Origin of the sequence: Bacillus cereus ATCC 14579, from assembly GCF_000007825.1 — a bacterium.
GTDB lineage: Bacteria > Bacillota > Bacilli > Bacillales > Bacillaceae_G > Bacillus_A > Bacillus_A cereus.
Genome location: NC_004722.1, coordinates 408,269 through 433,499, shown reverse-complemented (window position 1 = coordinate 433,499; position 25,231 = coordinate 408,269). Strand labels below are relative to the sequence as shown.

Genomic DNA, 25,231 nt, shown 5'->3' with positions numbered 1-25,231 from the left:
AATTATTTATTGTCTTCTTTAGTAGCTGCAACTTCTTCTCTAGCTTGTCCAGAATTCTTCATGTAGTGAAGTATAAATGTTGCTCCAAATGCTACAACTAAAATAATAAAGAATAGTGTATGACTAATCTCAATCTCGATTAAAGACAGTAACATTTTTGCTGCAATAATTAAGATTAAAATGTATGCTGTCGTTTCAAGCTCTGGAATACGCTCTAACAATTTTAAGAATACACCAGCAATACCACGCATCATTAAAATACCTAGCATTCCGCCTAATAGTAAAATCCAAACTTCATTAGATACACCAAATGCAGCAAGTACGCTATCTACAGAGAATGCGATATCCATTAATTCAACCATCGCAACTGTTCCCCAGAAGACACCAAACATTCTAAAGAGAATACTATTTTGATTCATACCGTGAGCTTCGTCTTCTTCACTTGCACCTTTACGCTTATCAATAAAGTATTTTACTGATAACCAAGCAAGGTAAAGTGCACCAAGAAGTTTTACCCACCATAATTTAATTAAGAACATTCCGATTCCAATCGCAATAAAGCGGAACACATAAGCTCCAATAAGTCCATAGAATAATGCTTTTTTACGTTTTTCTTCCGGAAGATGTTTTACCATTACCGCTAACACAAGTGCGTTATCAGCAGATAATAATCCTTCAAGTACAACAAGTGTACCAATTAATCCCCAAGATACTGGATCCTGCAACACTTTAATCCACATGTCCAAGTCGAAAAACTGAGCATACGTATCAAGGATTCCTTGCAAAATACTCATCTTACCTTTATCCCCTATTCTTTGCTAGATTTATAGAAAGGTCAAAAAAAGGAAACGAATATCGTTTCCTTTCTATGCATCCAAGCCATACGCTCTTACAAGCGCACCTAAACCACCTTGGAATCCACTTCCTACTGCATTAAACTTCCACTGTCCATTATGACGGTATAATTCACAAAAGACAACTGCTGTTTCGATGGAGAAATCTTCCCCTAAATCAAAACGAAGAACTTCTTCACTCGTTTCTTCATTCGCTAAACGAACAAACGCATTTCCTACTTGCCCAAAATTTTGACTACGGCCTTCTGCATCATAAATCGTAACTGTAATAGCAATTCTGTGCACATCTGCTGGAACTTTCTTCAAATCCACAACAAGTTGCTCATCGTCACCTTCACCTTCACCTGTACGGTTATCTCCTGTATGTAAAACAGATCCACAAGGAGACTGTAAATTATTATAGAAGATAAAATCAGTTTCCTTCGTACATTTTCCGTTTGCATCTAATAAAAAGGCAGATGCATCTAAATCGAAATCGGCTCCGCCGTCATAAGATTTAATATCCCATCCAAGACCAATTACTGCTTTTGTTAAACCAGGGCTTGTCTTACCTAAATCGATTTTCTGGCCTTTTTGTAATTGAATAACCATCTATATTCACCTCTATATTTTTATCTTTAAAAATATATCCATCAGTAAACATACATTTCACCGATGGATATATAAATCAAATCTATTACTCTACATCTAAACCAAAGTTATTACATAGAGACGCTAATCCACCTTGGAATCCACTTCCGATTGCATTGAATTTCCAATCACCTGCATGACGATATAATTCACCTACTACTACGGCTGTTTCAATAGAGAAATCTTCTCCTAAATCGTAACGAATTAATTCTGCATTCTTTTCTTCATCAAGAATACGTACGAAAGAATTAGAAACTTGTCCGAAGTTTTGGCTACGGCCTTCTCCATCATAAATTGTAATTGTGAAACAAATACGTTCGATGTGAGCAGGAACATTTTTCAAATCTACTTTAATCGCTTCGTCATCGCCTTCACCTTCACCAGTGCGGTTATCTCCTAAATGCTCTACAGCACCATTCGCACCTTTTGGATTATTATAGAAAACGAAATCTTCAGCTCCTGAAACTTTACCATTCGCGCCTACTAAGAAAATACTAACATCTAAGTCGAAATCGTTTTGTCCGTCATAACGATTCGTGTCCCAACCAAGTCCTACAAGAACTTTCGAAAGACCTGGATTCGTTTTTGTTAAGTCTACCTTTTGTCCCTTTTTCAATGAAATTGATGCCATATACAATTCCTCCTCGGTTATTTTATTGATAACGTGATACAATCTCACTTAAGTTTTTATCTTGCGTGCCTTCTCCAACTGCTGAAAACTTCCATTCACTTCCGTGACGATACATTTCACCTGCAATTAGAGTTGTTTTGCCAGCATAATTATCCGATAAATTATAGCGTGCTAATTCTTCACCAGTTTGCGGGTTTTGAATACGAATATATGCATTACGAATCATCCCGAAATCTTGACGACGATTTACACAGTCATAAATATTTACAACGAATACTAAACGATTAATACGGCTTGGAACTTTATGTAATTCTACGAAAATTGTTTCGTCATCACCAGCGCCTTCACCTGTTAAATTATCTCCTGAATGAATAATACTACCACAAGTAGAAAGTTTATTTCCGAAGTAAACTAAATCATTTTTGTTTAAAAAACGATTTCCTTCTAACATAACAACAGATGCATCACAATCTACATTTGGTTTACTTCCAAATAATGAAGACAGAAATCCACCTGATTGCCCAATTGGATCCCAGCCTAAGCCAACCTGTAGTTTTGCTACTTTTGGTTGTCCTTTCGTTAAATCGATCTTTTGACCTTTTTCTAAAATAATAGGCATGAAGTTTCTCCCTTTCTACAAAGCATTTTCCGAATCGGAAAATATTGTATTCTTCTCTTATATTGTAGCATTATTTACCTAGCGATAAAAAGGATAAATTCTCAGTTATATGAAAACATTCATATAATTTACTTATGATGATGTAAGAAGTGGTAAATAGCACCAATCATTCCTGCACAATTACCGTTTTGCGCAAGTTCAATCTCACAATTATTATAAATCTCTTGATTTAAGTATTTACTGACCTCTTCTTTTACTTCTTTTAAAAACTCATTTCCTCTATCGGTAATTCCTCCACCAATAATAATCGTTTCTGGATTAAAAATATAAGCAAGATTACTAATTCCGATTGCCAAATGTTTAAAGAAAATCCCAACTGCTTGAGCAACTTCCCGATCTCCTTTATCATACAACTCGAAAATTCTTTTCCCATTCCACTTGCCTTTGCCTTTATATTTGCTTACAAGTCGAATTAATCCTGAAATCGAAGCAACCTCTTCAAACGTTTTTTCTTCTATTAACATATTCCCCCATTCACCAGCACTAAATGAATGTCCTCGGTACAATTTTCCATCTATAAAAATTGCTCCCCCAATCCCTGTTCCAAGGGTGAGCATAATAAAGTTATCTTTCTCTCTTCCACTACCATTCCACTTTTCTCCAAACGCTGCACAATTCACATCATTGTCAATCGATACTGGAACTTTTAATATCTCTTGCAATCTATCAATAATAGGAATAGTACTATATCCCGGAATATGATCCGCACCTCCCGTCACAATTCCTTTATTAATATCAACAATTCCCGCAGTGCTAATACCGATTCCGGTAATAGTATGTTCATTCATTATTTTTTTGGATACATATATAAGTTTTTGAATAATTTGTTCTCCGCCTAAATGAATTTCTGTTGCAACTGTTTGACGCTTTAATACTCTCCCTATTTCTGAAACAATACCATACTTAATTTGCGTACCGCCAATATCAAACGCTATATACTCTTTCATCTGCTGCCACTTCCTCTACCGTTATGAATGTAAATTCTCCCCCTCTACTATTTGTAGGAAATCTACATTAACTCTTTTCTGCTTTGACAAATACACCACCTTTTTCTATATATAGTTTTTTTTGCATAAAACTCTTTTTCCTAAGAAATATTACAAAGGGATGTATTTTAGATGGAACATTAATTTCTTAGGAGGAAAACCATGACGAAAATCTTCATTTTAGCATCAACACTCTCTTTATCTTTTTTTAGCGGTTTAAATATCGGTAATACTACAACTGAAAATTTCCAACCATTAACAAACGCCATTGTACAAAATAGCGATCATTTTGCAGAAGGAAACTCAAAGGATAATAATATACCTCCAGGAAATAACGGTTCTCAGGACGATACTGGTTCTGGTGACAATGGTTCTGGTGGCAATGGTTCCGGCGGTAACGGTTCTGGTGGCAGTGGCTCTGGTGGCAATGGTTCCGGCGGTAACGGTTCTGGTGACAACGGTTCCGGCGGTAACGGTTCTGGTGACAACGGTTCCGGCGGTAACGGTTCTGGTGACAACGGTTCCGGCGGTAACGGTTCTGGTGACAACGGTTCCGGCGGTAACGGTTCTGGTGACAACGGTTCCGGCGGTAACGGTTCTGGTGACAACGGTTCCGGCGGTAACGGTTCTGGTGGTAGTGGCTCTGACGGCAGCGGTTCCGGTGGCAATGGTTCTGGTGGCAACGGCTCTGGCGGCAATGGCTCTGGTGACAACGGTTCTGGCGGTAACGGTTCTGGCGGCAATGGCTCTGGTGGCAATGGTTCTGGCGGTAACGATTCTGGCGGCAATGGCTCTAGTGGCAATGGTTCTGGCGGTAACGGTTCTGGTGGCAATGGTTCTGGCGGTAACGGTTCTGGTGGCAATGGTTCTGGCGGTAACGGTTCTGGTGGTAACGGTTCTGGTGGTAACGGTTCTGGCGGCAATGGCTCTCAAGGCGGCAATCGTGTTAAAGGTGATAGCAGTTCTCAAGGGGGTAATGGCTCTCAAGGTGGCAATCGTGTTAAAGGCGATAGCAATTCTCAGGAGGGCACCGGTTCTCAAGGGGGTAATGTAAAAGATAATACGAAAAAACAAGGTGATAAATTACCTAATACTGCAACGCATTACCCTATATCTATTTTAATGGGGCTTTCAACATTCCTAATTGGTATGTTACTGTTTATTCGTCGTAAAAACGTAAAATAAGAACAACATCCTTCCATCTAAAAAGTACATGAAATACTGTATAAAACTAAAAAGGACTTTGGATTACATTTTATTATGCAGCCCAAAGTCCTTTTATCACCTATCAGAAAAAGTATTAATACGCTTTTCCCCAATACACCATTTGTTTAGCTTCTTTACCACAACAAATACATTCTTCAGCTAAATGCTCTTGCTCAAAAGGCATACAACGTGAAGATACGCCAAATTCTTCTTTTAGTTTTTCTTCACAAGCTAATTCCCCGCACCACATTGCCTTAATAAAGCCTTGCTTTTCATCAGCTATTTTTTTCATCTCTTCGAAATTTGTCGCAACATACGTATTCTCATCGCGAAATGCTTTTGCTTTATTAAATAAAGCAATATGAATTTCTTCAAGTAATGCTGGAATACGTTCTTCTAATTGATCCATTGGTACAAACTCTTTTTCCTTCGTATCTCTTCTTACAAGTACAACTTGATTCTTTTCAATATCTTTAGGGCCAACTTCTAATCGAATTGGGATCCCCTTCATTTCATACTCATTAAATTTCCAGCCTGGTGTTTTATTACTAGCATCTATTTTTACTCGTGCAACCTTTTGAATATGTGCTTGTAACTCTGTTGCTTTTGCTAAAACTCCTTCTTTATGCTGAGCAATTGGTACAATAACAACTTGCACTGGAGCGACTTTTGGTGGCAGTACAAGTCCATTATTATCACTATGAACCATTATTAGCCCGCCTATCATTCTTGTTGATACACCCCAAGATGTTTGGTGCACATATTGCCACTTACCGTTACGATCTAAAAACTTAATATCAAATGCTTCTGAGAAATTCGTCCCAAAGTTATGAGAGGTTCCTGTTTGAAGTGCTTTTCCATCATGCATTAAACTTTCAATTGTATAAGTTGCCTTTGCTCCAGCAAACTTCTCTTTTTCTGTTTTTTGTCCTTTAATAACTGGTATTGCTAAATAATCCTCACAGAAAGAAGCATATAAGTTTAAAATATTTAATGTTTCAGCCTGCGATTCTTCTGCCGTTTCATGGATTGTATGACCCTCTTGCCATAAAAATTCAGTCGTACGAAGGAACGGCCTAGTTGTCTTCTCCCAACGAACTACTGAACACCACTGATTATATAACTTTGGCAAATCATTATAGGATTGCACAATTTTTGAAAAGTGCTCACAGAATAAAGTTTCAGATGTAGGACGTACACAAAGTCTTTCCGCTAACTTTTCATCTCCACCATGCGTAACCCATGCTACTTCAGGAGCAAATCCTTCAACATGATCCTTCTCTTTTTGCAATAAACTCTCTGGGATAAACATTGGCATATATACATTTTCATGGCCAGTTTCTTTTAACTTCTCATCCATCACCTTCTGCATATTCTCCCATAAGGCATAACCATACGGACGTAAAATCATGCATCCTTTTACACTTGAATAATCAACAAGTTCGGCTTTTTTTACAATATCGGTATACCACTGCGCAAAGTCCTCTTCCATCTTCGTAATGGCTTGCACTTGTTCTTTTGCCATAGTCAGTCTTCCTCCTTCTAGAAAATACAAAAAAGCCCGCGTCCCTAAATAGGGACCGAGCTTTGTCGGCGTTACCACCCTGATTCATGCACAAAAATTGCGCATGCTCTCTTTTTGATAACGGGAAATTCCCGCTGCATATGCAGAACTCAAAGGCAGGTTCCATATTGCCTTTTTAAGAATCTTTCAGCCTGACGGATTCTCTCTCTGCTAAAAAGGTTGAACATGTACTAGTCCTTTTTCATCGTTATAACGAAATAAATTTGTTGATTATCATAATACAAATTCTTTTTTAAAACAATAGCTAATTTTCTTATTTTTATATATTCTTTTCATTTTTTGCAGTTTTATACGTAGCTTTTCCGCGTAATTTTCACAAGTTGATGTGCAATCATACCGATAAGTGTACCAAGTAGGACGAAGAAACCAATAAATCCATATCCCATTCCTTCCCACCCACCAATAACAATCATTGTAACGGGAAAGGACGCTAAGCAAAGAAGTATTAAACTAAGTGCAAATATAATATCGAACTGTTTGTCTGGAAACCGTTTCTTTAGTAAATATGAAATAGCAAATACAAGGATAATCGTGATTCCGCCAATGATGTAAAAGATACCAAATCCATCTAACCAATCCATAGTGTTTCCTCCTTCCATAGATTCCCTTATACTTAATTATATGTTTAATTTTTCTGAAAATAAATAATAAATTTTCACATAAAAATATATTTTTATTACTAGGTATTAATAGTAATATATAAGAATAGGTTTTATATAATCAGGAGGTAACTTTATGGATAAAGCATTAACAAACCATGTCATTATTTTATCATTCGACTGTTTATCAGCTTTAGATTTTCCTATACTACAAAAACTACCTCATTTCCAATCTCTAATAAAAAAGGGCACGGTTGTCGAAAAAGTAGAACCAATTTATCCTTCTGTAACATATCCAAGCCACTCAACAATCGTAACCGGTAATTACCCTAACAAGCACGGTGTTGTTAGCAATACGTTACTTCAACCAGGGCGTGAATCACCTGATTGGCATTGGTACCGAAAATCAATAAAAGGAACAACATTGTATGATGAAGCGCGCAAAGCAAATTTAACGACAGCTGCCCTTCTATGGCCTGTTACTGGAAGAGCGAACATCGATTACAATTTACCAGAAATTTTTCCAAATAGACCTTGGCAAAATCAAGTGTTAGTTTCCTTATTTAGCGGTAGCCCACTATACCAATTAGATTTAAATCGTCGTTTCGGCCATATAAGAAATGGTTTATCACAACCAGAGCTGGATGATTTCGTCCTCGCCTCTGCTGTGCATACAATCCAGACGAAAAAGCCTAATATCATGTTCGTACATTTCACCGATCTAGACACACAAAGACACTATCACGGCTTTGAATCTAACGAAACAATAGCTGCTATCCAGAGACACGACGAACGTCTAGGGAAAATTATTCAAGCACTAAAAGAAAGTGACTTATACGAAGAAAGTACAATTATTGCCCTTGGTGATCATAGCGCTTTAAGTGAAAACAAATCCATACAATTAAATGTGCTATTCCATCAAAGAGGACTTATATCCCTTAATAAAAAAAGAAAATTAGTAGACTGGAAAGCCTATTGCCAAAGTTGCGACGGCTCTGCCTATGTATATGTAAAGGACAAAAATGATACGGATACAATTCGGGAGGTACAACTACTCCTTGAAGAGCTACTTCAAAATAAACAAAACGGAATTGAATTTATACTTCATGATGAAGCTGCGAAAGACTGCGGTGCAGACGGTAATTGTTTATTCATGTTAGAAGCACGAGAAGGGTATTATTTCACTGAAAACTATACAGGAGATTTTATAAAAGAAATTACCGAAAAAGATGTTACGCTTAGTAAAAAATATACATTTGGTACGCATGGATACTCTCCAACAAAACCTAACTATGAAACAATTTTTATCGCTGCTGGGAAAGGAATAAAAAGTGGCGTTACCGTCCCGTATATGAGACTTATTGATGAAGGTCCAACTATCGCTAGACTACTCGGTTTACACTTAGGTGAAACAGACGGAGCAATTGTAGAGGATTTACTCCAATTGTAAAGAACAGTGTATATATGTAAAAGTTATGTAAAATTCATCACTGTTTCTCTTTTTATAATTTTTATTTTTGTACACTGTTAGTAAAACAAATTTAAGGGGGAACATTATATGAAAAAAATGTCCAGACAAGAAAAAAGCTGGATATTATACGATTGGGCGAACTCTGTATACTCGCTCGTCATTACAACTGCATTATTTCCAATTTACTTTAAAGCAGCTGCAAAAGAAGCTGGACTATCTGGGGCAACTTCAACAGCATATTGGGGATATGCAAACTCATTCGCAACACTTTTAATTTCTATACTTGCTCCTATTCTTGGCACAGTTGCTGATTATAAAGGATTTAAAAAACGTTTTTTCACATTCTTCTTTGGACTCGGTATCGTATTTACAAGTATGTTAGCAGTCGTTCCAACCTCTCAGTGGTACTTATTGCTAGGGTGCTATATGCTCGCCTTAATCGGCTTTGCTGGAGCAAATATTTTCTATGATGCATTTTTAGTAGACGTCACTTCTGAAGATAGAATGGACCGAATTTCTACAAGAGGATTTGCATTAGGTTATATCGGGAGTACAATTCCTTTTATCGGTTGTATCGCTCTTATTATTCTTTCCCAAAAAGGAACTATTCCCTTATCGGTCGGCATTGCTAGTCAAATTTCCTTTGCAATAACAGCTCTTTGGTGGGGATTATTTACAATTCCAATGCTAAAAAACGTAGAGCAAACACACTATATTGAGCGTCATCCAAGACCTATTAGAATGAGCTTCAAACGTCTTGCTGATACTTTTAAAAATATTAAAGAATATAAAACTGTATTTATGTTTCTAATCGCTTACTTTTTCTATATTGACGGAGTCGACACAATTATTACTATGTCTACCGCTTACGGAACCGATCTCGGTATTAGTGCAACGAATCTATTAATTATATTATTTGTAACACAAATTGTCGCTTGTCCATTTGCTTTACTATACGGAAAATTATCTGAAACATTTACTGGTAAAAAAATGTTATATGTCGGTATCATTATTTATATCATTATTTGCACATATGCTTATTTTTTAAAAACGACACTTGATTTTTGGATTTTAGCAATGTTAGTTGCTACATCTCAAGGTGGTATTCAAGCACTAAGTCGTTCATACTTTGCAAAACTAGTACCTAAAGAATCTGCTAATGAATTCTTCGGATTTTATAATATATTTGGCAAGTTTGCCGCAATTATGGGTCCGGTATTAGTCGGTGTTACAACCCAATTAACAGGAAAAACAAACGCTGGTGTTCTTAGTATTATTGTTCTGTTTATTATCGGAGGATTTTTACTAACTAGAGTTCCAGAAAATAATACATCCGTTACACCACCTAGTCCAAAGACTAAAACGCTATAAGAAAAGATCCTCTTCTCATAAGAAGAGGATCTTTTTTATTTTTAAAGGTGCGACTTATAATGAACGACTCTACTGCTTGTACAAAAATAATTTATCAACAGTTGTTCCTAATACTTCAGCTAAACGGAATGCTAACGCTAAACTTGGATCATACTTATTATTCTCAATTGCATTTATCGTTTGTCTAGAAACCTTACATTTATCAGCTAATGCGCCTTGTGAAATATTATTTTCAGTGCGTAATTCATAGATTTGATTTTTCACACCATTGCTCCTAACCTGTAAAATCGTTTTTACAACATCAGTATATAATTGGCTCATATAGTTGTCAAAAGTTCCTCAAAGAAAAAGGGAGCAATATTGCTCCCTTACAATAGTTATTTCGAAGCTAACGAATTTGTTAGTGCCTCTTTATTAGCAACATCTTCTTTTTTTATTTGCATACGTAGAACTGGCCCTATCGCTAATAAAATAAGTGCCATTGCTATACAAAACACAGTAACTAGTGAAGTTAGTTCCTTTAATCCTCCAGCTAGTGAAGTTCCAATTAGCATTGCCCCCATAAACAGTGGTAAAATCGTCCCATTTACTCTTCCAACCATATTTTCTGGTACAAGTTGAATCATAAGCGTACCGACAACAATATTAACACAAGCTAAACAAATACCTGTTCCAAACCTCATGAAACTAGTAATCCAAAATGATGTAGATAGCCCTTCTACTAAAAATGACATTGCTAATATGCCCATACCGAATACAAACATTTTTTTCGGATTCACTTTTGAAGCGAAAATTGCAGCAACAATACCACCAATTAACATACCTATTCCATCAGCTGCAGCTAAATATTGAACTGCTTCCTTTTCCATTCCAAGGCGTTCTATTACAAGAAACACCTCTAATGGAGTTGTTAATCCAACAGCTAAGCCTATAATGGTGAAAGTGATCGTAATCATACGTAAATTTTTCGTATGAAGAACATACTTCCAACCTTCTTTTATATCATTTTTTAATGAATCTCTCGCCACTTGCTCTTTTTCAACCCATTTTGGTAAAAATGAAAGGGCGATAGCAGATAACAAAAATAAAATGATTAAGCTATATAGTGACGTAAATAAACCAAGTTGTGTATACACAAGTGATCCTACCACTGGTCCAAAAATTAGAAATAATGACTGTAATGTTTGGTTAAATGCAATCGCATTTGCTACCTGTTCTTCTTTTACATAGCGCTTAAATATACGCGAAGATGAGGGCTGAGAAAACTGACCTACAATCGCGGAAATGAGTGTTGCAAAAAATATAGCCTGCCAATAATCCAGCTTTAACAACAGGACAATTCCTATAATAGACAGTACACTCAACACATCTCCAGTGACCATTGTTCTTTTCGGATTCCAGCGATCAGCTAGCGCACCACCGATAAACGAGAAAATAAAAATAGGTGCATATTCCATAACTGATAACAAAGAAACAGAAACCGGATCATTATTCGTTCGCTCCATTATAAAATACAAAAGAGCCATATTTCTGATCCAAATTGCAAATTGTTGTAAAATATCAGACGCCATAACGAGCATAAATGCTCGGTTTTTAAATAAAGCGTTCATTTTCATTCCCCTTTCACAAACCGACCGTTCAGTCTAATTTATTTTGTAAGAAAAGCAACTGACCTATTATTCAGCTGCCATTCCTTTTAACAATACATCTATTGCCTTTTTATAAATACGCTTCAACTCTTTATAATCTAGCTCGTAGTAAAGTACTCCAAGCCCTGATAATAATCCATTCACAATATACATAAGATCACGAGTATTATCTTCACGGAACTCTCCAGACTGTATACCTGCTTCAATTAATTTCTCAAACATAACATATGATTCTCTAGTTAAAGCTAATAGTTCCTCCAAAATCTCTTTACTTACAACTTGACTCATAGAGAATTCCTCTATGGCATTTGAAATTGGTTGCTGTATGTCCTCTACATGATATTCCGCGAGACCATATAGTTTTTCAGTACTAGTGCTATACAACTTCTCTTTTTCATTCCATTTTTCAAGCCAATCATACGTATGCTGTTTCACTACAAATAAAAATAATTCTTCTTTACTTTTAAAGTGATAATAAATACTTCCTTTACTTCGCTCTGTAATTTCACAAATCTCTTCCATAGATGTAGCTGCGTAGCCCTTCTGTGAAAATAGACTTTCTGCTTTGTATGCAATTTCTTTCTTTATCTCTTCTGCGCTTCTTCTCATATTCACACCTCTTTAAACCGACCGTTCAGTCTAATAATAACAAATCAAAAACCTCTATCGCAAGAGGCTATATTCCTTATTTAAGAAAACGTACTTTCAAACCAAGTTCGAATCATATGTATTGTTCCAAATTTAAATGCTAATTTAACAAGAAATACGCCTCCCGCAGCTAATAAAAATAACACTACTTTCCCCTTATTTTTCACTTTCGGTTCCCTTTTCATTTCCATTCCCCTTAGTATGTTAAAAATATTAATCAAACGTTTGTTTAACTGTGTTTATGTATATGTAAGCCGACTAATCAAACGTTTGTTTAAAAAGAAATACGCCTATATAAGGCGCATTTTCATCAATCCCCACCGCCACCGCAGCTTCCTCCGCTATCTCCCCCAAAAGAGCCTCCACAATCATGTGAACCGCCATCATGCGAGCTATCATTATCCGATCCAGCAAAGAAAAATAATGGTGATGAGCTGTTAGATGAATTATGTATGTTATTTTGTTTCGCCAAGTTCACCTTCTTTTTGTTCGATCGAACTGCTGTTACGATTATTCCAACTACAACAAATAATAGTATGACAATAATAAATCCCATATAAAAGCCTCCCCTATTCCTCGAATAATTGAATGATCCTCTCTAGATTTTCAAGTGAAATGAAGCGTGATTCACGAAGAATTTCTTTTCCATTATGAAATAATAAAATTGTTGGCCCTGTAAATACTCCATATCGCCCCGCAATCTCTTGCATGTCTTGTAGTAATATTTCTATTTTCTCTACGTAATCATAATTCTCTAATACGCAATTTACTTTTCTTAGCATAACATCACAAACACCACAATTTTCCGTTTTAATAAACAGAAGTACCAATTGTTGTTCTTCGATATAGGTCGCTAATTCTTCTATCGTTTTAAATGTAGTCATCTTATCCCTCTTAGCGTAATTTACGAAATAATTTGCCTTGATACATACGAAAAGCTGAACTATCTTTAATCTTTCTCTTTTCCATTACCTGCTGAAAACGAAGAGTTTTTGCTGTTAACTCTTCTCGTAATTTCTTTCTCTCTTCTTCATCATAACAGCAAGCAATTAAATCCTCTATTTTTAATATATCTTTTTGTAGTTCCATTTCTGGTGGAATCATTCCCGCATTTTTTAAAATTTTATAACTCATTCTAAGTTCTGGAGGTACCATTGAAAGATCTTCTAATTGTAGTGGTTTTCCTTTTCCCGGAAGATAATCAAGATCACCATTCCGTATTGCTTGTCGAATTTTTTCTTCAGCAATGTTCAAAAACACATCCACACCATTCCCTCCTTTACATATTTTTACTATTATTTTACATGATATTTCCTTATCTTTCTACGTCTTTAATAATTGGCTCCATACAATTTTTTCTCAAATTTATTTATAATGAGCTTTTTCTTCCCATACCAATCTTTCGTTTTCATATATAGTTTGTATTCAAGCCTTTTTGTATTGAGAAAGTCTTTTTCAACTTAATAAAGCGTTTACACTAAATCTTACATTTGTTACGATTTAATCACCCCCAGCTCCCTTGTATAGACTTCGTGATGTCTGATCATTTTATCTAGACGTTTCATACGTCTAGATTCATTTTGGTTTATTGGCGTATGCCTTTAAATATATCTTTTATTTTGAAAGGAGAAATGGCTATGAGGTCTCAAAAATTCACACTGCTATTACTATCTCTACTACTTTTCTTACCTCTTTTTCTCACAAATTTTATTACTCCAAATCTCGCATTAGCAGATTCACCAAAGCAAAGTCAAAAAATTGTTGGGTACTTTCCTTCGTGGGGCGTTTACGGACGTAATTATCAAGTTGCTGACATTGATGCATCAAAGCTTACTCACCTTAACTATGCTTTCGCGGATATTTGTTGGAATGGAAAACATGGAAACCCTTCTACTCATCCTGATAATCCAAATAAACAAACGTGGAACTGTAAAGAATCTGGTGTACCATTGCAAAATAAAGAGGTTCCTAATGGTACTCTCGTACTCGGTGAACCATGGGCTGATGTTACCAAATCGTATCCTGGCTCAGGGACAACTTGGGAAGATTGCGATAAATATGCCCGTTGCGGAAATTTCGGGGAACTAAAACGATTAAAAGCTAAATATCCTCACTTAAAAACAATTATTTCCGTTGGTGGCTGGACTTGGTCTAACCGCTTTTCTGATATGGCCGCTGATGAAAAAACAAGAAAAGTATTTGCTGAATCTACAGTAGCTTTTCTTCGCGCATATGGGTTTGATGGCGTAGATTTAGACTGGGAATATCCGGGCGTTGAAACGATTCCTGGTGGTAGTTATCGTCCTGAAGATAAACAAAATTTCACTCTCCTTCTTCAAGATGTCCGAAATGCTTTGAATAAAGCAGGTGCTGAAGATGGCAAACAATATTTACTAACAATCGCTTCAGGCGCAAGCCAACGCTACGCTGATCATACAGAGCTAAAGAAAATTTCTCAAATACTCGATTGGATTAATATTATGACATATGATTTCCACGGCGGATGGGAAGCTACTTCTAATCATAATGCAGCTCTATATAAGGATCCAAATGACCCAGCAGCAAATACGAATTTTTACGTAGATGGTGCTATAAATGTTTATACAAATGAAGGTGTTCCAGTCGATAAACTAGTATTAGGCGTACCCTTTTACGGACGTGGCTGGAAAAGTTGTGGCAAAGAAAATAACGGACAATATCAACCTTGCAAACCAGGTAGCGATGGGAAACTTGCTTCTAAAGGTACTTGGGATGATTATTCTACCGGTGACACAGGTGTGTATGATTACGGTGATTTAGCAGCCAATTACGTTAATAAAAATGGTTTTGTACGCTACTGGAATGACACAGCTAAAGTACCTTACTTATATAATGCGACTACAGGCACATTTATTAGCTACGATGACAATGAATCTATGAAATATAAAACAGACTATATAAAGACGAAGGGTTTAAGTGGAGCAATGTTTTGGGAACTAAGCGGGGATTGCCGTACAAGTCCAAAATATAGTTGTAGTGGTCCAAAATTACTTGATACGCTAGTAAAAGAATTACTTGGTGGACCTATTAGTCAAAAAGATACTGAGCCACCAACGAATGTTAAAAATATTGTAGTTACGAATAAAAATTCAAACTCAGTTCAATTAAACTGGACTGCATCTACTGATAACGTAGGGGTTACGGAATATGAAATTACTGCTGGAGAAGAGAAATGGAGTACAACAACAAATAGCATTACAATTAAAAACTTAAAACCTAATACGGAATACACATTTTCAATAATTGCCAAAGATGCTGCTGGAAATAAATCACAACCTACCGCTCTTACTGTCAAAACGGATGAAGCTAATACGACACCTCCTGATGGAAATGGTACTGCTACATTTTCAGTCACTTCGAATTGGGGCAGCGGTTATAACTTCTCGATTATAATCAAAAATAATGGAACGACTCCTATTAAAAATTGGAAATTAGAATTTGATTATAGCGGTAATTTAACACAAGTTTGGGATTCTAAAATTAGTAGTAAAACAAATAATCATTATGTAATTACGAATGCAGGATGGAATGGTGAAATTCCTCCTGGTGGATCTATTACAATTGGCGGTGCAGGAACAGGTAATCCTGCCGAACTTTTAAATACCGTCATTAGCGAAAACTAGACGTAATATCCATTAATTAATTCACTAAAGTTTGAATTTAGGTTTGAGCAATACCTCCTAAATTCAAACTTTTAATTTTACGAAAAATCAAAAATATCATAATAACCTATTATAATTATATTTAATTTCTAATATGAAGTTTATATGAAGTTCATTTGAATTTTACATGAATTTCCTTTAATTTCTATTGTCTTCCTATAATATCCATATTATCCTTTACATAAAGGAATTATTTTCATTCCATTTTGAACTATCTATATATATAAAGAAAGATAGTCACCTGTTAGGGAAAGGCTTTCGTATTATAAATATAACAAAAGAAAAAGCACGCTTATAAGCGCACCATAAGAGTGCTTCTTCATACAATTCTCATGTAAGAGTTCTCGAAAATCATGTTAATCACAAAGAAAAGGCATTAGCTCCTAAAAGCTAATGCCTTTTCTTTATTCATATTGTTCAGTATTCCAATCTTCTATATTCCATACTTTTGTTATCCACGATTCATAGAAAGAAGGTTCATGTGAGACAATTAAAACCGTTCCTTTGTATTGTTGTAACGCTTCCTGTAAAGCCATCTTAGTTTCTACATCCAAATGATTAGTCGGTTCGTCTAAAATTAAAACATCAGCTTTTTCTATTTTTTCATATAAGGAGCTAACACACTTAAAATCTCTTCTTTATCCTTTTTTAATTCGAGTGATGTTAACATATCCATCGTTCTCGGCCTAGGTAATTTCACTTGTACCTCGCCAACTATTGACGCTGGTCTTTGAGATAAAATAAATACGCGATCTGAAAGCAAGATTGCCTCATCTAAGTCATGTGTCACCATAACGATTGTTTGCTTTTCTTGATGCCAAGAGTTTAAAAGCCAGCTATGTACTTCCATTTTTGTAAATGCATCTAATTTACCAAAAGGCTCAGCCAGCAGCATAATTGGCTTTTCACATAAATATGTGCGCAGAAAACTAATTCTTTGACGCATACCACCAGATAATTCATCTGGATAATGGTCTGCATATTCATCTAGTTGGAACTGCTTTAATGCTTCCATTCCTTCTGTCAGCCTTTGTTTTTTCGGCTTTCCTTCAATTTCTAACGGAAGAACGATATTTTGCAAAGCTGATCGCCACGGTAGTAATAAATCTTGTTGTGGCATATAACTAACAACATCTTGCTCTTGTACTTGCTTATCGTTATACGTTACGTTCCCGCTTGTTGGTTTTTCAACATTTGCAATCATGTTTAATAATGTGCTTTTCCCGCAACCACTCGGTCCTACAAAGGAAACAAACTCTCCCTCTTGTATAGAGGCACTAATATTCTCTAATACATTCTTTCCGTCAAAAGATTTCACTATATTTTTTATTTGTAATCCGCTCATTTTTCACTTGGAAGGAATTCATTTGTAAAAGCATCTTTTACATCGATTTTCTTTTTAATAACTTTGTTGTCATATAAGAAATTCATGTAATTCGTCCAAATTTCTTCCTTCTGTACTCCCCATGCTTTAGCATCATCTTGATACTTCGTACTTAACCATTTTTGGCTTTCTTGAACTAAATCTTTATTTACATCTGGAACAGCTTTAATTAAAATATCAGCAGCCTCTTTCGGGTCCTTAATTGCAAAATTATAACCTTCTGTCGTTGCACTCATAAACTTTTTCACAAAGTCTTTATCTTGCTTCGTATGTTTTTCACTCGTAATAATAACAGGACTATAGAAATCAAGCGCTGGATCTAAGTCCTTCACCATAATCGTATTTAACTCTTTTCCTTGGCGCTTTGCTTCAATACCATCCCAACCGTAATAAATCCATTCGAAATCTGCATCACGACCGATTGATTTAAAGAAATCTGTTTGTCCTAAGATGATTTTTTCAACTTTATTAAAATCAGCTTGATGTTTATCCATAATCGTCTTTAATGTCGCTTCTTCCGCTGGTCCTCCCCAGCCGCCGTAACGTTTACCTTCAAAATCTTTCGGTGACGTCATATTATCTTTCTTAAGCGATGCAAACGCTGAAGTGTTATGCTGAATAATCGCTCCTACAGATACAACAGGAATTCCTTCCACACGAGCTAACGTTACATTTTCTTGTGCGCTTATTGCGAAGTCTGCTTTTCCTGATGCTATCATTTGCTCTGCTGTTACATTGTCACCTGGTTGAATAATTTCTACATCTAATCCTTGCTTTTTGTAATAATCTTTCGTTTGCGCTACATACAAGCCAGTATGATTCGTATTTGGAAACCAATCTAATACTACTTTTACTTTTTGATCTTTACTTGCACTTTCTTCTTTCTTCGCCGGATTACATCCAGCCACACCTACCGCTACTAAGGCAGCTAACATAACTTTCAAACCTTTTTTCATTTTCTGCCGTCCTTTCTATATATCCATGGTGCTGTTATTCTTGCCATAAACTCTACGATAAAATACAGGCATAATGTCACCATAACGATGATTGCTGCAACACCAAATACTCGGGCAGTCAAAAAGGATTTTGTAGCCCTCGTAAGCATAACGCCTAATCCTTCACTTGCACCGAGCCATTCTCCGATAATTGCCCCCATTACGCTATATGTAACTGCAATTTTTAAACCTGAGAAAAAGTATGGAAGCACTGCTGGAAATTTTACTTTCTGGTAAACTTGCCATTTTGTCGCCTTCATTGTTTGTAACAGTTTCAGCATGTCTTTATCTACTGTTTGAAAACCTTCTAAAATACTAAGCGCAATTGGGAAGAAACAAACGAGTATTACGACCATTACTTTCGGCAACATCCCATATCCAAACCAAATAATAAATAGCGGTGCAAGTACAACAATTGGAATTGTTTGCGAAATAACGAGCAATGGATTTATTAAAATACGAAATAACGGTATAACGTCCATAATAATTGCGATGCTCGTCCCCAATAAAATTGCAAAGAATAGTCCAATTATAACTTCCTGCAGTGTTTGCATCGTATTTGGTAATAGTAAATCTTTCATCCCAATTAATTCTTGAACAATGGCAGAAGGCTTTGGTAAAATCCACGGTTCGATTTTAAATAATGAAACAGATCCTTCCCATATCGCAATGAGAAGGATAAGCCAAATAGTTGTAATAAGTTTAGATTGCTTCTGGTTTTGCATATTCATCACGGTACTTCCAAACCTTTTCATCTATCGTTACACCAGTGCTTGGACGATAATGGATTTTAATAGAAGTAATCACTTCTTCTGCTCCAGCATCGACGCAAGCTTGTTGCGCACGTTTAACGACATCAAGAAGTACATCTAATTCTCCTTCCAAAGTTGTTTCCATGGCCCCTACTTCATAACGAACTCCCGATTGTTGCACAACTTCAATTGCTTTATCGACAACAGAATATACATCTTTCGTTTTTGCTTGTGGTACTACTGAAAATGACATTGTAACTTGTTGTGACATAATAAAATCCCCCTTATAAAAATAAATTTCAAAAATAAGAAAAGGCTTTCCTACTGCGTAGGAAAGCCTTGTATGCAAGTTATTACAGAATAACATATGCTACATCACTTTAAGTAACTCCCTACGCTGGCATTATCCAGATCAGGTTGAGGGTCGATGTTTACTTACATCCTCTCAGCCAATTGGCTCCCCGGTCCTTAATTCGTTTTCATTGTAGCATGATTTATTTTATTGAACAAACAAAAGCATGCATAATCATTTCATTATTTTTGGAAAATAACCAACTTTTTCACCATGAGCTAATAACTGCTGAATAAATTCTTTATTAATTGCTGGTACTATCAATTCTTTTTTCTTAATCCATTTATTCGTTCTACGCGTACCCATTACAATTTCAGATTGCTGCGCTCCATCTCCTGCAACTTGAGAAGCAATTAACTCTGCTATTACTTCATTTCCCTTCGCTAATGCAAGTCCGGTATTTACATATTCTGAAAGTGGAACCATTTCAAGATTGTATCCACACTCTCCAATTATCTGTATAAATTGTTCAAACTCAATTTGATGTGGATGACAAATATGTAACGTCTCTCCTATAATTTGCGCATCTTGCAAATACGATACAATTGATTTACTAGCAAAATCAATTGGTGTGAAATCAACTTTCCACTTCACATTTGGTGCTTTCCCAATTAATAGCATTGTTTTAATAAGACGATAAAATGCGTTTCCTTCAATATTTTGTTGGAACGAACCTGTTTCTGAATGACATGCTAAATTACCTGCACGATAAATATTTCCACGCAAACCATTTTTCATTGCTTCACGAACAATGTTTTCCGCTTGTAGTTTACTATTTGAATATACATTCTCTAAGTCTACACTGTAATTAAAATCACCAGTTTTCATGTATGTATCCCATTGATCTACCGCTAATTCTAACGGGATACCAATTGTAGAAATAAAATGGAATGTAGCACCTTTCTCCGCTAATGTTAGCATACGGCTAGTTCCTTGGACATTTATATTTTCAAATTGTTTTACATCTCCAAAATGTCTTACATCTGCACCGCAATGAATTATCGTATCCATCTTAGAACTGATGAACATAAATTCTTCTTCGCTCATCCCAAGATACTCTTCTCCCAGATCACCAGCTACGGCCTGTATACGCTGTAACCATTCTTCACATATATCATTAAAGTAGCCTGTTAATGTATCTATAATTCTTTGCTGCACATCTTTAGTTGGTCTTACTAAACAATAAATAGTAGCAGATGTATCTCTCAACAATTCATATAATATGTATGATCCTAAATAACCAGTAGCTCCTGTTAAAAAGACATTTGAAATCTGGTTTTCTTCCAAAACGTTTGCATACGTGATAGTATCTGGTTCGTGAATCACTTTATATTCACGAAATACTTCTTCTTTCTCTACTTTTACTTCTCGCTCAATTCGAGCTAATCCATATATCGTTCTTTCTTTAAAGAAATCTTGAATTGTTAAATGTGAGAAATCTTCTTTTAACAATGTTAAGACTCGTAATACTTTTAATGAATGTCCACCAATTGTAAAGAAATCATCATGCACTCCAACTTTTGAAATTCCTAATACTTCCGCCCAGGCGTTCGCTATTTGTTTTTCTGCTTTATTAGAAGGTGCAACATATTCTTGTAGCCGAACCGGTTCATACTTTTCTTCTAACTGAGCTAACTTCTTAACATCAATCTTTTTATTAGGTGTAAGTGGCAATTCATTAATATAAATTAGTTTAGATGGCACCATATAATCTGGTAATTGCTCTTGTAACTGATAAACTAATTCTGGTATTTCTTTTTTATTTAAAGTTGTATAGAACGCGATTAAATATTGGCTACCTTCCTTACTCTTCTTAGCAAAAACAGCATTTTCTTTTATATTATGATTTTGAGAAATTTTACTTTGGATTTCGCCTAGTTCAATACGATGTCCTCTAATTTTTACTTGATCATCTTTCCGATGTAAAAACTCTATATTTCCATCCTCTAGCAACTTAACGATATCACCTGTTTTATATATATTAACTATAGGATTAAAAGGGTTCGGAATAAAAGCTTCAATTGTTTTATTAGGCTTATTAAAATACCCTTTTGCTAATCCCACTGAATCTATATATAATTCACCAGGTACACCAATTGGACAAAGATTCATATTCTCATCCAAAATCATAACTTGATAATTAGCACATGGTTTACCAATGGGAATACTCGCAACATCCTCATTTAACTGACTAGGTATTTTATAGGTTGTCGTCACTACAGTACATTCTGTCGGTCCGTATACATTATGAATTTCAACATTTGTACCCATTCTTTCTCTCCACAATTTAATAACCTCTACAGGCAACATTTCACCGCCAATCGCAATTCTTTTTAGGGAAGCTAGCTTATATATATCTTCTTCTGCTAAATAAGTTGCTACTTGTCGAACAAAAATTGTTGCTAATGCCAAGATTGAAGTTGCTTTCACTTTATAGATTGCATTTGCAAATGCTTCTACAGACAATCGCTCTTCCTCTAATAGTACATATAAGTTTCCTCCACAGAATAAAGAAGCAAATGACTCCCATACAGAAGCATCGAAACTAAAGGAAGGAAATTGGGCAAATACATCCTCTTCTGTCAATTCATATTGCTTTTTCATCCAAGTATACAGATTAACAACGCCTCTATGTGCTAACATCGTTCCCTTTGGATTCCCTGTTGAACCAGATGTATAAATCATATAAGCTACATCATCACAATGAATAGACAACTTTACATCTATATCTTCATAAGTTTCACTATCATACATTGAAACTGTTTGAACCCCATCACATGTTATAGGCGTCTCTTTCATCAATATAACTTTCGCTTGGCTATCTTGAATAATGTACTGTATTCTACTTTCCGGATAATCTGGATCAATCGGAACATACGCTGCACCAGCTTTTAATATAGCTACCATACTTACTACTGTGTCTATGCTACGTTTCATAAATATTCCAACATAGTCTCCTAATTGGACGCCGTTTTTGATTAACATATGAGCTATTTGATTACTTTTTTTATTTAGCTCCTCATAAGTTAAAGTACCTTCCCTTGAAGATAAAGCTATACGATTTGGAAATTGAGTAACAGTATTATAGAACATATCGACGATACTTTTCTCAGGATATACTGCTGTCGTATCATTCACTTGACTATAAAGTGCCATCTCGGCCTCTGTAATAATATTAAAATTATTTATATGATTATTCTTATTTTTTGATTTATTAATTAAAACACCTTGTATTTGTTGTGCATAACGAGTAATTGTTGTCTCTTTCCAATTAACACTATTAAATATTATTTCTACACTTTGCATATTTTTACTAAATACAAATTGTAATGTATTCGTGTCTTGTAGCTCATAATATGTTTCGCCAATAATAATAGGTGACATTTCATATAATGTATTACCGTTTTGAAACTCTTCTATTTCTTCCTCATTCATTTCTTTAATTTGCTCCAGTTGCTCTTCAATCTGTAAATTCAAACTTTCATAGGAGAGAAAATTAGAAACTTCAATAGTAATCGGAAATAAACTTCCTCTTACATGATAAAGCACGACAATATGTTTTTCTTTAGAAATATGATATAACCACGTTGCAGTCGCTCCTATTAAATCTACAATGTGAGTCAAATTTGGAAACAGTTCCGTTTTCCTTTTTACCCCAAGTTCTGTTCCTTGCACATCTTTAGGTATTTTAATACTCCCTTCTACTTTTCCTAAAAATTCTTTTACCATCTTATTATAAGAAATTGCTAATTTCATATTTATGTAAATTCCTCTCTTAAATATAATAAAGGTGTGAAAATTCACACCTTTTTCATCCCTTATTAACGGGCAGATTCGTTCAATTCATAATCAAGGGGGGATCCCCCTTGATTAGAATTGAACTTTCTCCTTATTCGCTTTTAAACTCACCAATAAGCTCTTGTAATTCCTGAGAGAGCCAACTTAAAGAAGTCGCTAATTCTGCAATATCTTGTACTGATATTTCTTGCTCTTTCATGCTTTCTTCAACATTACTACTGCTGTTGGCATAAGTATTTGCAATATGTGATAATTCATTTACGACTTGAACGATATTCTGGCTATTTTGTAAAATATCACTCGAATTACCCGAAACAGCTTTTACTTGATCTGTAACAGATTGCGCTGATTTGGAGATTTTTTCGAAGAAATCTCCACTACTTTGAACAAGTGAAATTCCAGTTTCTACTTCTTTTGAACCTTTTTGCATGGAAACTACAGCATCTTCTGTCTCAGCTTGTGTTTCACCAATTAATTTCGCTATATCTTTTGCAGACGCTTCAGTTTGTTCTGCTAATTTTCGTACTTCATCAGCAACAACTGCAAACCCTCTTCCAGCTGCTCCAGCACGTGAAGCCTCAATAGAAGCATTTAAAGCTAATAAATTTGTTTGATTTGAAATACCTGTAATTACAGTTACGATATCACTAATTTCTTTTGACCTTGTTTCTAACGAATAAATGATGGAAGATAAATCTTGTACTGCATTTTGAATTAAACTCATTTGATTAATAATTTGTCCAATCACTTCATTACCTTCAATTGAATGTTGCTCCATACCTTCAGAAGCAACCGCAACTTGTTTCGCAGCCCCAGTTATCTCTTCTACCTTATCTTCCATTCCATGTACAATCCCTAAACATTGTTGTACTGAAGTTTTTTGAGACTGTGCCCCTACTCTTAAACCTTCAATAGAACTTGCAATCTCTTGAACTGCCATGCTGTTTTCCTCTGTACTCGCCGACAATTCTTGTGAAGAAGAAGAAACTTGCTCAGCAGTTTGCCTTACTTTATCTATAATCCCTTTAAACTTTTCAATCGTGTTATTGAAATAAACATTAATAATTCCAATATCATCTGGTCTTTCTTTTAATTTAATACTCAAGTCACCTTCACCAATTTTACGTAACCCTTCTCGTAAATCTTTTAATGGAGCTAGCGAGTGACGCACGATAAAGAATTGAGTAATAGTCGCAATTGCTAATGAAATAATGATAAAGAGTAAACCCTGTATCATAAACTTCTCTTTGGTAATAGGAACAATGGAAGCATCTAAGTCAGCGGCAACAATTGCAATAATATTGTTTTCTCCATCTGTAATTGGTTCTAATATTGTCACCCACGAACCTATTTCATCTTCATATACTTCTGTCATTTGAGCCTTTTTCGTATCAATCACTTTATCGTATGCCTTCATCCAATGAGCGGGTTGTTCATAATAATCTCCCGGCTTTATAGGAAACGCATTTGTTAACTCTGTAGTCAAACCAACGAGTTGTAATTCTCGCTTTTCATTCGGCTTTGCTCCTGTAACATACGTTTGTCCAACGCTTTTCAATTCTTTTGATACTTCATCTAATTTCTCTGTTAACTTTTCTTTTTTCACTTTTTCGGCTGTAGGATCTTTCGCCATGTCTCTAACTAATTCTACATCCAGTTTTTTCAATACTATTTCTCCTGTTTCAATAGACTGCCTTTCAAATAAAGACATCATACTATTTTGAAACATATTGAAACTTAATGCACCCATACTTCCAACAAGTGTCAAAATAACTAATACGGTTAATAAGACGTTCTTTTGAAGGAACGATAACTTATGCCAATATTTTTTCATTAATATCCACCTTCCTTAATCAACACAAACAAAAAAACAAAATATATGGATATTTTGTTTGAAAATGTTTCTCAATATGTTCGAGAATAAAAAAAAGCCAATGTAA

Annotated in this window: 24 protein-coding genes, 1 pseudogene, 1 riboswitch and 1 other annotated feature; of the genes and pseudogenes, 4 read left to right on the top strand and 21 right to left on the bottom strand. The window is 35.4% G+C overall.

Translation table 11 applies throughout. The features are described from left to right. Positions 1–2: 2 nt before the first annotated feature. The 5 genes from BC_RS02250 to BC_RS02230 form a co-directional block, all read right to left on the bottom strand. Positions 3–794: a TerC family protein gene (locus tag BC_RS02250; protein WP_000025704.1), complete on the bottom strand. Its 792-nt coding sequence runs from the start codon at positions 792–794 to the stop codon at positions 3–5. Between the two features lie 72 nt (positions 795–866). Beyond that, a complete protein-coding gene (locus BC_RS02245) occupies positions 867–1,445 on the bottom strand; it encodes a TerD family protein (RefSeq protein WP_000236643.1) in 579 nt (192 codons plus the stop codon). A gap of 85 nt (positions 1,446–1,530) precedes the next feature. After that, on the bottom strand, positions 1,531–2,115 hold the full coding sequence (locus BC_RS02240; protein WP_000146726.1) for a TerD family protein: 585 nt from the start codon (positions 2,113–2,115) through the stop codon (positions 1,531–1,533). Positions 2,116–2,137: 22 nt separating this feature from the next. Then, positions 2,138–2,734 (bottom strand): TerD family protein, encoded by a 597-nt coding sequence (locus tag BC_RS02235; protein ID WP_001121595.1) that lies wholly within the window; start codon positions 2,732–2,734, stop codon positions 2,138–2,140. 128 nt (positions 2,735–2,862) lie between these two features. Continuing rightward, the gene (locus BC_RS02230; RefSeq protein WP_000666119.1) at positions 2,863–3,741 is read right to left on the bottom strand and encodes an ROK family protein; all 879 of its coding nucleotides are present in this window, start codon (positions 3,739–3,741) and stop codon (positions 2,863–2,865) included. A 201-nt stretch (positions 3,742–3,942) separates the two neighbouring features. Here BC_RS02230 and BC_RS02225 point away from each other — a divergent pair, with 201 nt between their 5' ends. After that, complete coding sequence (locus BC_RS02225; protein WP_000161209.1) at positions 3,943–4,965, top strand: LPXTG cell wall anchor domain-containing protein; 1,023 nt, start codon at positions 3,943–3,945, stop codon at positions 4,963–4,965. Between the two features lie 115 nt (positions 4,966–5,080). On the opposite strand, the gene proS is transcribed toward BC_RS02225, so the two are convergent. Further along, positions 5,081–6,511, bottom strand: coding sequence for a proline--tRNA ligase (proS, locus tag BC_RS02220; RefSeq protein WP_001040972.1), 1,431 nt, complete (start codon positions 6,509–6,511; stop codon positions 5,081–5,083). A 47-nt stretch (positions 6,512–6,558) separates the two neighbouring features. Then, positions 6,559–6,765 (bottom strand) — a binding site (T-box leader). A 93-nt stretch (positions 6,766–6,858) separates the two neighbouring features. Beyond that, entirely contained in the window at positions 6,859–7,152 is a 294-nt protein-coding gene (locus BC_RS02215) for a YesK-like family protein (protein WP_000383850.1), read from the bottom strand. A 154-nt stretch (positions 7,153–7,306) separates the two neighbouring features. Between BC_RS02215 and BC_RS02210 the strand changes: the two genes are divergently transcribed. Both BC_RS02210 and BC_RS02205 read left to right on the top strand, forming a co-directional pair. Next, on the top strand, positions 7,307–8,620 hold the full coding sequence (locus BC_RS02210) for an ectonucleotide pyrophosphatase/phosphodiesterase (protein ID WP_000356408.1): 1,314 nt from the start codon (positions 7,307–7,309) through the stop codon (positions 8,618–8,620). A gap of 108 nt (positions 8,621–8,728) precedes the next feature. After that, complete coding sequence (locus BC_RS02205; RefSeq protein ID WP_000738812.1) at positions 8,729–10,012, top strand: MFS transporter; 1,284 nt, start codon at positions 8,729–8,731, stop codon at positions 10,010–10,012. Positions 10,013–10,081: 69 nt separating this feature from the next. On the opposite strand, the gene BC_RS02200 is transcribed toward BC_RS02205, so the two are convergent. The 7 genes from BC_RS02200 to BC_RS02170 all read right to left on the bottom strand — a co-directional run bounded on the left by BC_RS02200 (position 10,082) and on the right by BC_RS02170 (position 13,575). After that, complete coding sequence (locus tag BC_RS02200; protein ID WP_002023181.1) at positions 10,082–10,333, bottom strand: helix-turn-helix transcriptional regulator; 252 nt, start codon at positions 10,331–10,333, stop codon at positions 10,082–10,084. A gap of 56 nt (positions 10,334–10,389) precedes the next feature. Then, positions 10,390–11,622 (bottom strand): MFS transporter, encoded by a 1,233-nt coding sequence (locus BC_RS02195; RefSeq protein WP_000992579.1) that lies wholly within the window; start codon positions 11,620–11,622, stop codon positions 10,390–10,392. 66 nt (positions 11,623–11,688) lie between these two features. Continuing rightward, positions 11,689–12,270: a TetR/AcrR family transcriptional regulator gene (locus tag BC_RS02190; RefSeq protein WP_001254439.1), complete on the bottom strand. Its 582-nt coding sequence runs from the start codon at positions 12,268–12,270 to the stop codon at positions 11,689–11,691. A gap of 80 nt (positions 12,271–12,350) precedes the next feature. Further along, positions 12,351–12,494: a hypothetical protein gene (locus BC_RS02185; protein ID WP_000817981.1), complete on the bottom strand. Its 144-nt coding sequence runs from the start codon at positions 12,492–12,494 to the stop codon at positions 12,351–12,353. A gap of 125 nt (positions 12,495–12,619) precedes the next feature. After that, entirely contained in the window at positions 12,620–12,865 is a 246-nt protein-coding gene (locus tag BC_RS02180; protein ID WP_000505774.1) for a hypothetical protein, read from the bottom strand. 13 nt (positions 12,866–12,878) lie between these two features. After that, positions 12,879–13,193 carry a thioredoxin family protein gene (locus tag BC_RS02175; RefSeq protein ID WP_000206515.1) on the bottom strand — a complete coding sequence of 105 codons (315 nt, stop codon included), beginning with the start codon at positions 13,191–13,193 and terminating at the stop codon, positions 12,879–12,881. 10 nt (positions 13,194–13,203) lie between these two features. Then, positions 13,204–13,575: a DUF1992 domain-containing protein gene (locus BC_RS02170; RefSeq protein WP_000382376.1), complete on the bottom strand. Its 372-nt coding sequence runs from the start codon at positions 13,573–13,575 to the stop codon at positions 13,204–13,206. 371 nt (positions 13,576–13,946) lie between these two features. Here BC_RS02170 and BC_RS02165 point away from each other — a divergent pair, with 371 nt between their 5' ends. Then, complete coding sequence (locus BC_RS02165) at positions 13,947–15,971, top strand: glycosyl hydrolase family 18 protein (protein WP_001257485.1); 2,025 nt, start codon at positions 13,947–13,949, stop codon at positions 15,969–15,971. Positions 15,972–16,414: 443 nt separating this feature from the next. On the opposite strand, the pseudogene BC_RS02160 reads toward BC_RS02165, so the two are convergent. The 7 genes and pseudogenes from BC_RS02160 to BC_RS02130 form a co-directional block, all read right to left on the bottom strand. Further along, positions 16,415–16,609, bottom strand: a pseudogene (locus tag BC_RS02160) (ABC transporter ATP-binding protein); the annotation flags it as partial. Then, on the bottom strand, positions 16,606–17,355 hold the full coding sequence (locus BC_RS02155; protein WP_000016086.1) for an ABC transporter ATP-binding protein: 750 nt from the start codon (positions 17,353–17,355) through the stop codon (positions 16,606–16,608). The pseudogene BC_RS02160 and the gene BC_RS02155, both read right to left, overlap by 4 nt. Next, on the bottom strand, positions 17,352–18,350 hold the full coding sequence (locus BC_RS02150) for an ABC transporter substrate-binding protein (RefSeq protein ID WP_000715571.1): 999 nt from the start codon (positions 18,348–18,350) through the stop codon (positions 17,352–17,354). Before BC_RS02150 ends, BC_RS02155 begins: the two co-directional genes overlap by 4 nt. Beyond that, a complete protein-coding gene (locus BC_RS02145) occupies positions 18,347–19,120 on the bottom strand; it encodes an ABC transporter permease (RefSeq protein ID WP_001057163.1) in 774 nt (257 codons plus the stop codon). The genes BC_RS02150 and BC_RS02145 overlap by 4 nt, the downstream gene beginning before the upstream one ends. Further along, entirely contained in the window at positions 19,092–19,412 is a 321-nt protein-coding gene (locus BC_RS02140) for an MTH1187 family thiamine-binding protein (RefSeq protein ID WP_000082906.1), read from the bottom strand. Before BC_RS02140 ends, BC_RS02145 begins: the two co-directional genes overlap by 29 nt. A 101-nt stretch (positions 19,413–19,513) precedes the next feature. Further along, a riboswitch (TPP riboswitch) is annotated at positions 19,514–19,615 on the bottom strand. A 52-nt stretch (positions 19,616–19,667) separates the two neighbouring features. Beyond that, on the bottom strand, positions 19,668–23,249 hold the full coding sequence (locus tag BC_RS02135) for a non-ribosomal peptide synthetase (RefSeq protein ID WP_000761478.1): 3,582 nt from the start codon (positions 23,247–23,249) through the stop codon (positions 19,668–19,670). A gap of 133 nt (positions 23,250–23,382) precedes the next feature. Beyond that, complete coding sequence (locus tag BC_RS02130) at positions 23,383–25,125, bottom strand: methyl-accepting chemotaxis protein (protein WP_000761079.1); 1,743 nt, start codon at positions 25,123–25,125, stop codon at positions 23,383–23,385. Positions 25,126–25,231: the final 106 nt, after the last annotated feature.

Coding starts and splice junctions, on each gene's coding strand:
- BC_RS02225 (WP_000161209.1), top strand. CDS start 3,943: ATGACGAAAATCTTCATTTTAGCATCAACACTCTCTTTATCTTTTTTT.
- BC_RS02180 (WP_000505774.1), bottom strand. CDS start 12,865: ATGGGATTTATTATTGTCATACTATTATTTGTTGTAGTTGGAATAATC.
- BC_RS02215 (WP_000383850.1), bottom strand. CDS start 7,152: ATGGATTGGTTAGATGGATTTGGTATCTTTTACATCATTGGCGGAATC.
- BC_RS02245 (WP_000236643.1), bottom strand. CDS start 1,445: ATGGTTATTCAATTACAAAAAGGCCAGAAAATCGATTTAGGTAAGACA.
- BC_RS02145 (WP_001057163.1), bottom strand. CDS start 19,120: ATGAATATGCAAAACCAGAAGCAATCTAAACTTATTACAACTATTTGG.
- BC_RS02230 (WP_000666119.1), bottom strand. CDS start 3,741: ATGAAAGAGTATATAGCGTTTGATATTGGCGGTACGCAAATTAAGTAT.
- BC_RS02240 (WP_000146726.1), bottom strand. CDS start 2,115: ATGGCATCAATTTCATTGAAAAAGGGACAAAAGGTAGACTTAACAAAA.
- BC_RS02250 (WP_000025704.1), bottom strand. CDS start 794: ATGAGTATTTTGCAAGGAATCCTTGATACGTATGCTCAGTTTTTCGAC.
- BC_RS02155 (WP_000016086.1), bottom strand. CDS start 17,355: ATGAGCGGATTACAAATAAAAAATATAGTGAAATCTTTTGACGGAAAG.
- BC_RS02150 (WP_000715571.1), bottom strand. CDS start 18,350: ATGAAAAAAGGTTTGAAAGTTATGTTAGCTGCCTTAGTAGCGGTAGGT.
- BC_RS02165 (WP_001257485.1), top strand. CDS start 13,947: ATGAGGTCTCAAAAATTCACACTGCTATTACTATCTCTACTACTTTTC.
- BC_RS02130 (WP_000761079.1), bottom strand. CDS start 25,125: ATGAAAAAATATTGGCATAAGTTATCGTTCCTTCAAAAGAACGTCTTA.
- BC_RS02200 (WP_002023181.1), bottom strand. CDS start 10,333: ATGAGCCAATTATATACTGATGTTGTAAAAACGATTTTACAGGTTAGG.
- BC_RS02140 (WP_000082906.1), bottom strand. CDS start 19,412: ATGTCACAACAAGTTACAATGTCATTTTCAGTAGTACCACAAGCAAAA.
- proS (WP_001040972.1), bottom strand. CDS start 6,511: ATGGCAAAAGAACAAGTGCAAGCCATTACGAAGATGGAAGAGGACTTT.
- BC_RS02235 (WP_001121595.1), bottom strand. CDS start 2,734: ATGCCTATTATTTTAGAAAAAGGTCAAAAGATCGATTTAACGAAAGGA.
- BC_RS02185 (WP_000817981.1), bottom strand. CDS start 12,494: ATGAAAAGGGAACCGAAAGTGAAAAATAAGGGGAAAGTAGTGTTATTT.
- BC_RS02210 (WP_000356408.1), top strand. CDS start 7,307: ATGGATAAAGCATTAACAAACCATGTCATTATTTTATCATTCGACTGT.
- BC_RS02135 (WP_000761478.1), bottom strand. CDS start 23,249: ATGAAATTAGCAATTTCTTATAATAAGATGGTAAAAGAATTTTTAGGA.
- BC_RS02195 (WP_000992579.1), bottom strand. CDS start 11,622: ATGAACGCTTTATTTAAAAACCGAGCATTTATGCTCGTTATGGCGTCT.
- BC_RS02205 (WP_000738812.1), top strand. CDS start 8,729: ATGAAAAAAATGTCCAGACAAGAAAAAAGCTGGATATTATACGATTGG.
- BC_RS02175 (WP_000206515.1), bottom strand. CDS start 13,193: ATGACTACATTTAAAACGATAGAAGAATTAGCGACCTATATCGAAGAA.
- BC_RS02190 (WP_001254439.1), bottom strand. CDS start 12,270: ATGAGAAGAAGCGCAGAAGAGATAAAGAAAGAAATTGCATACAAAGCA.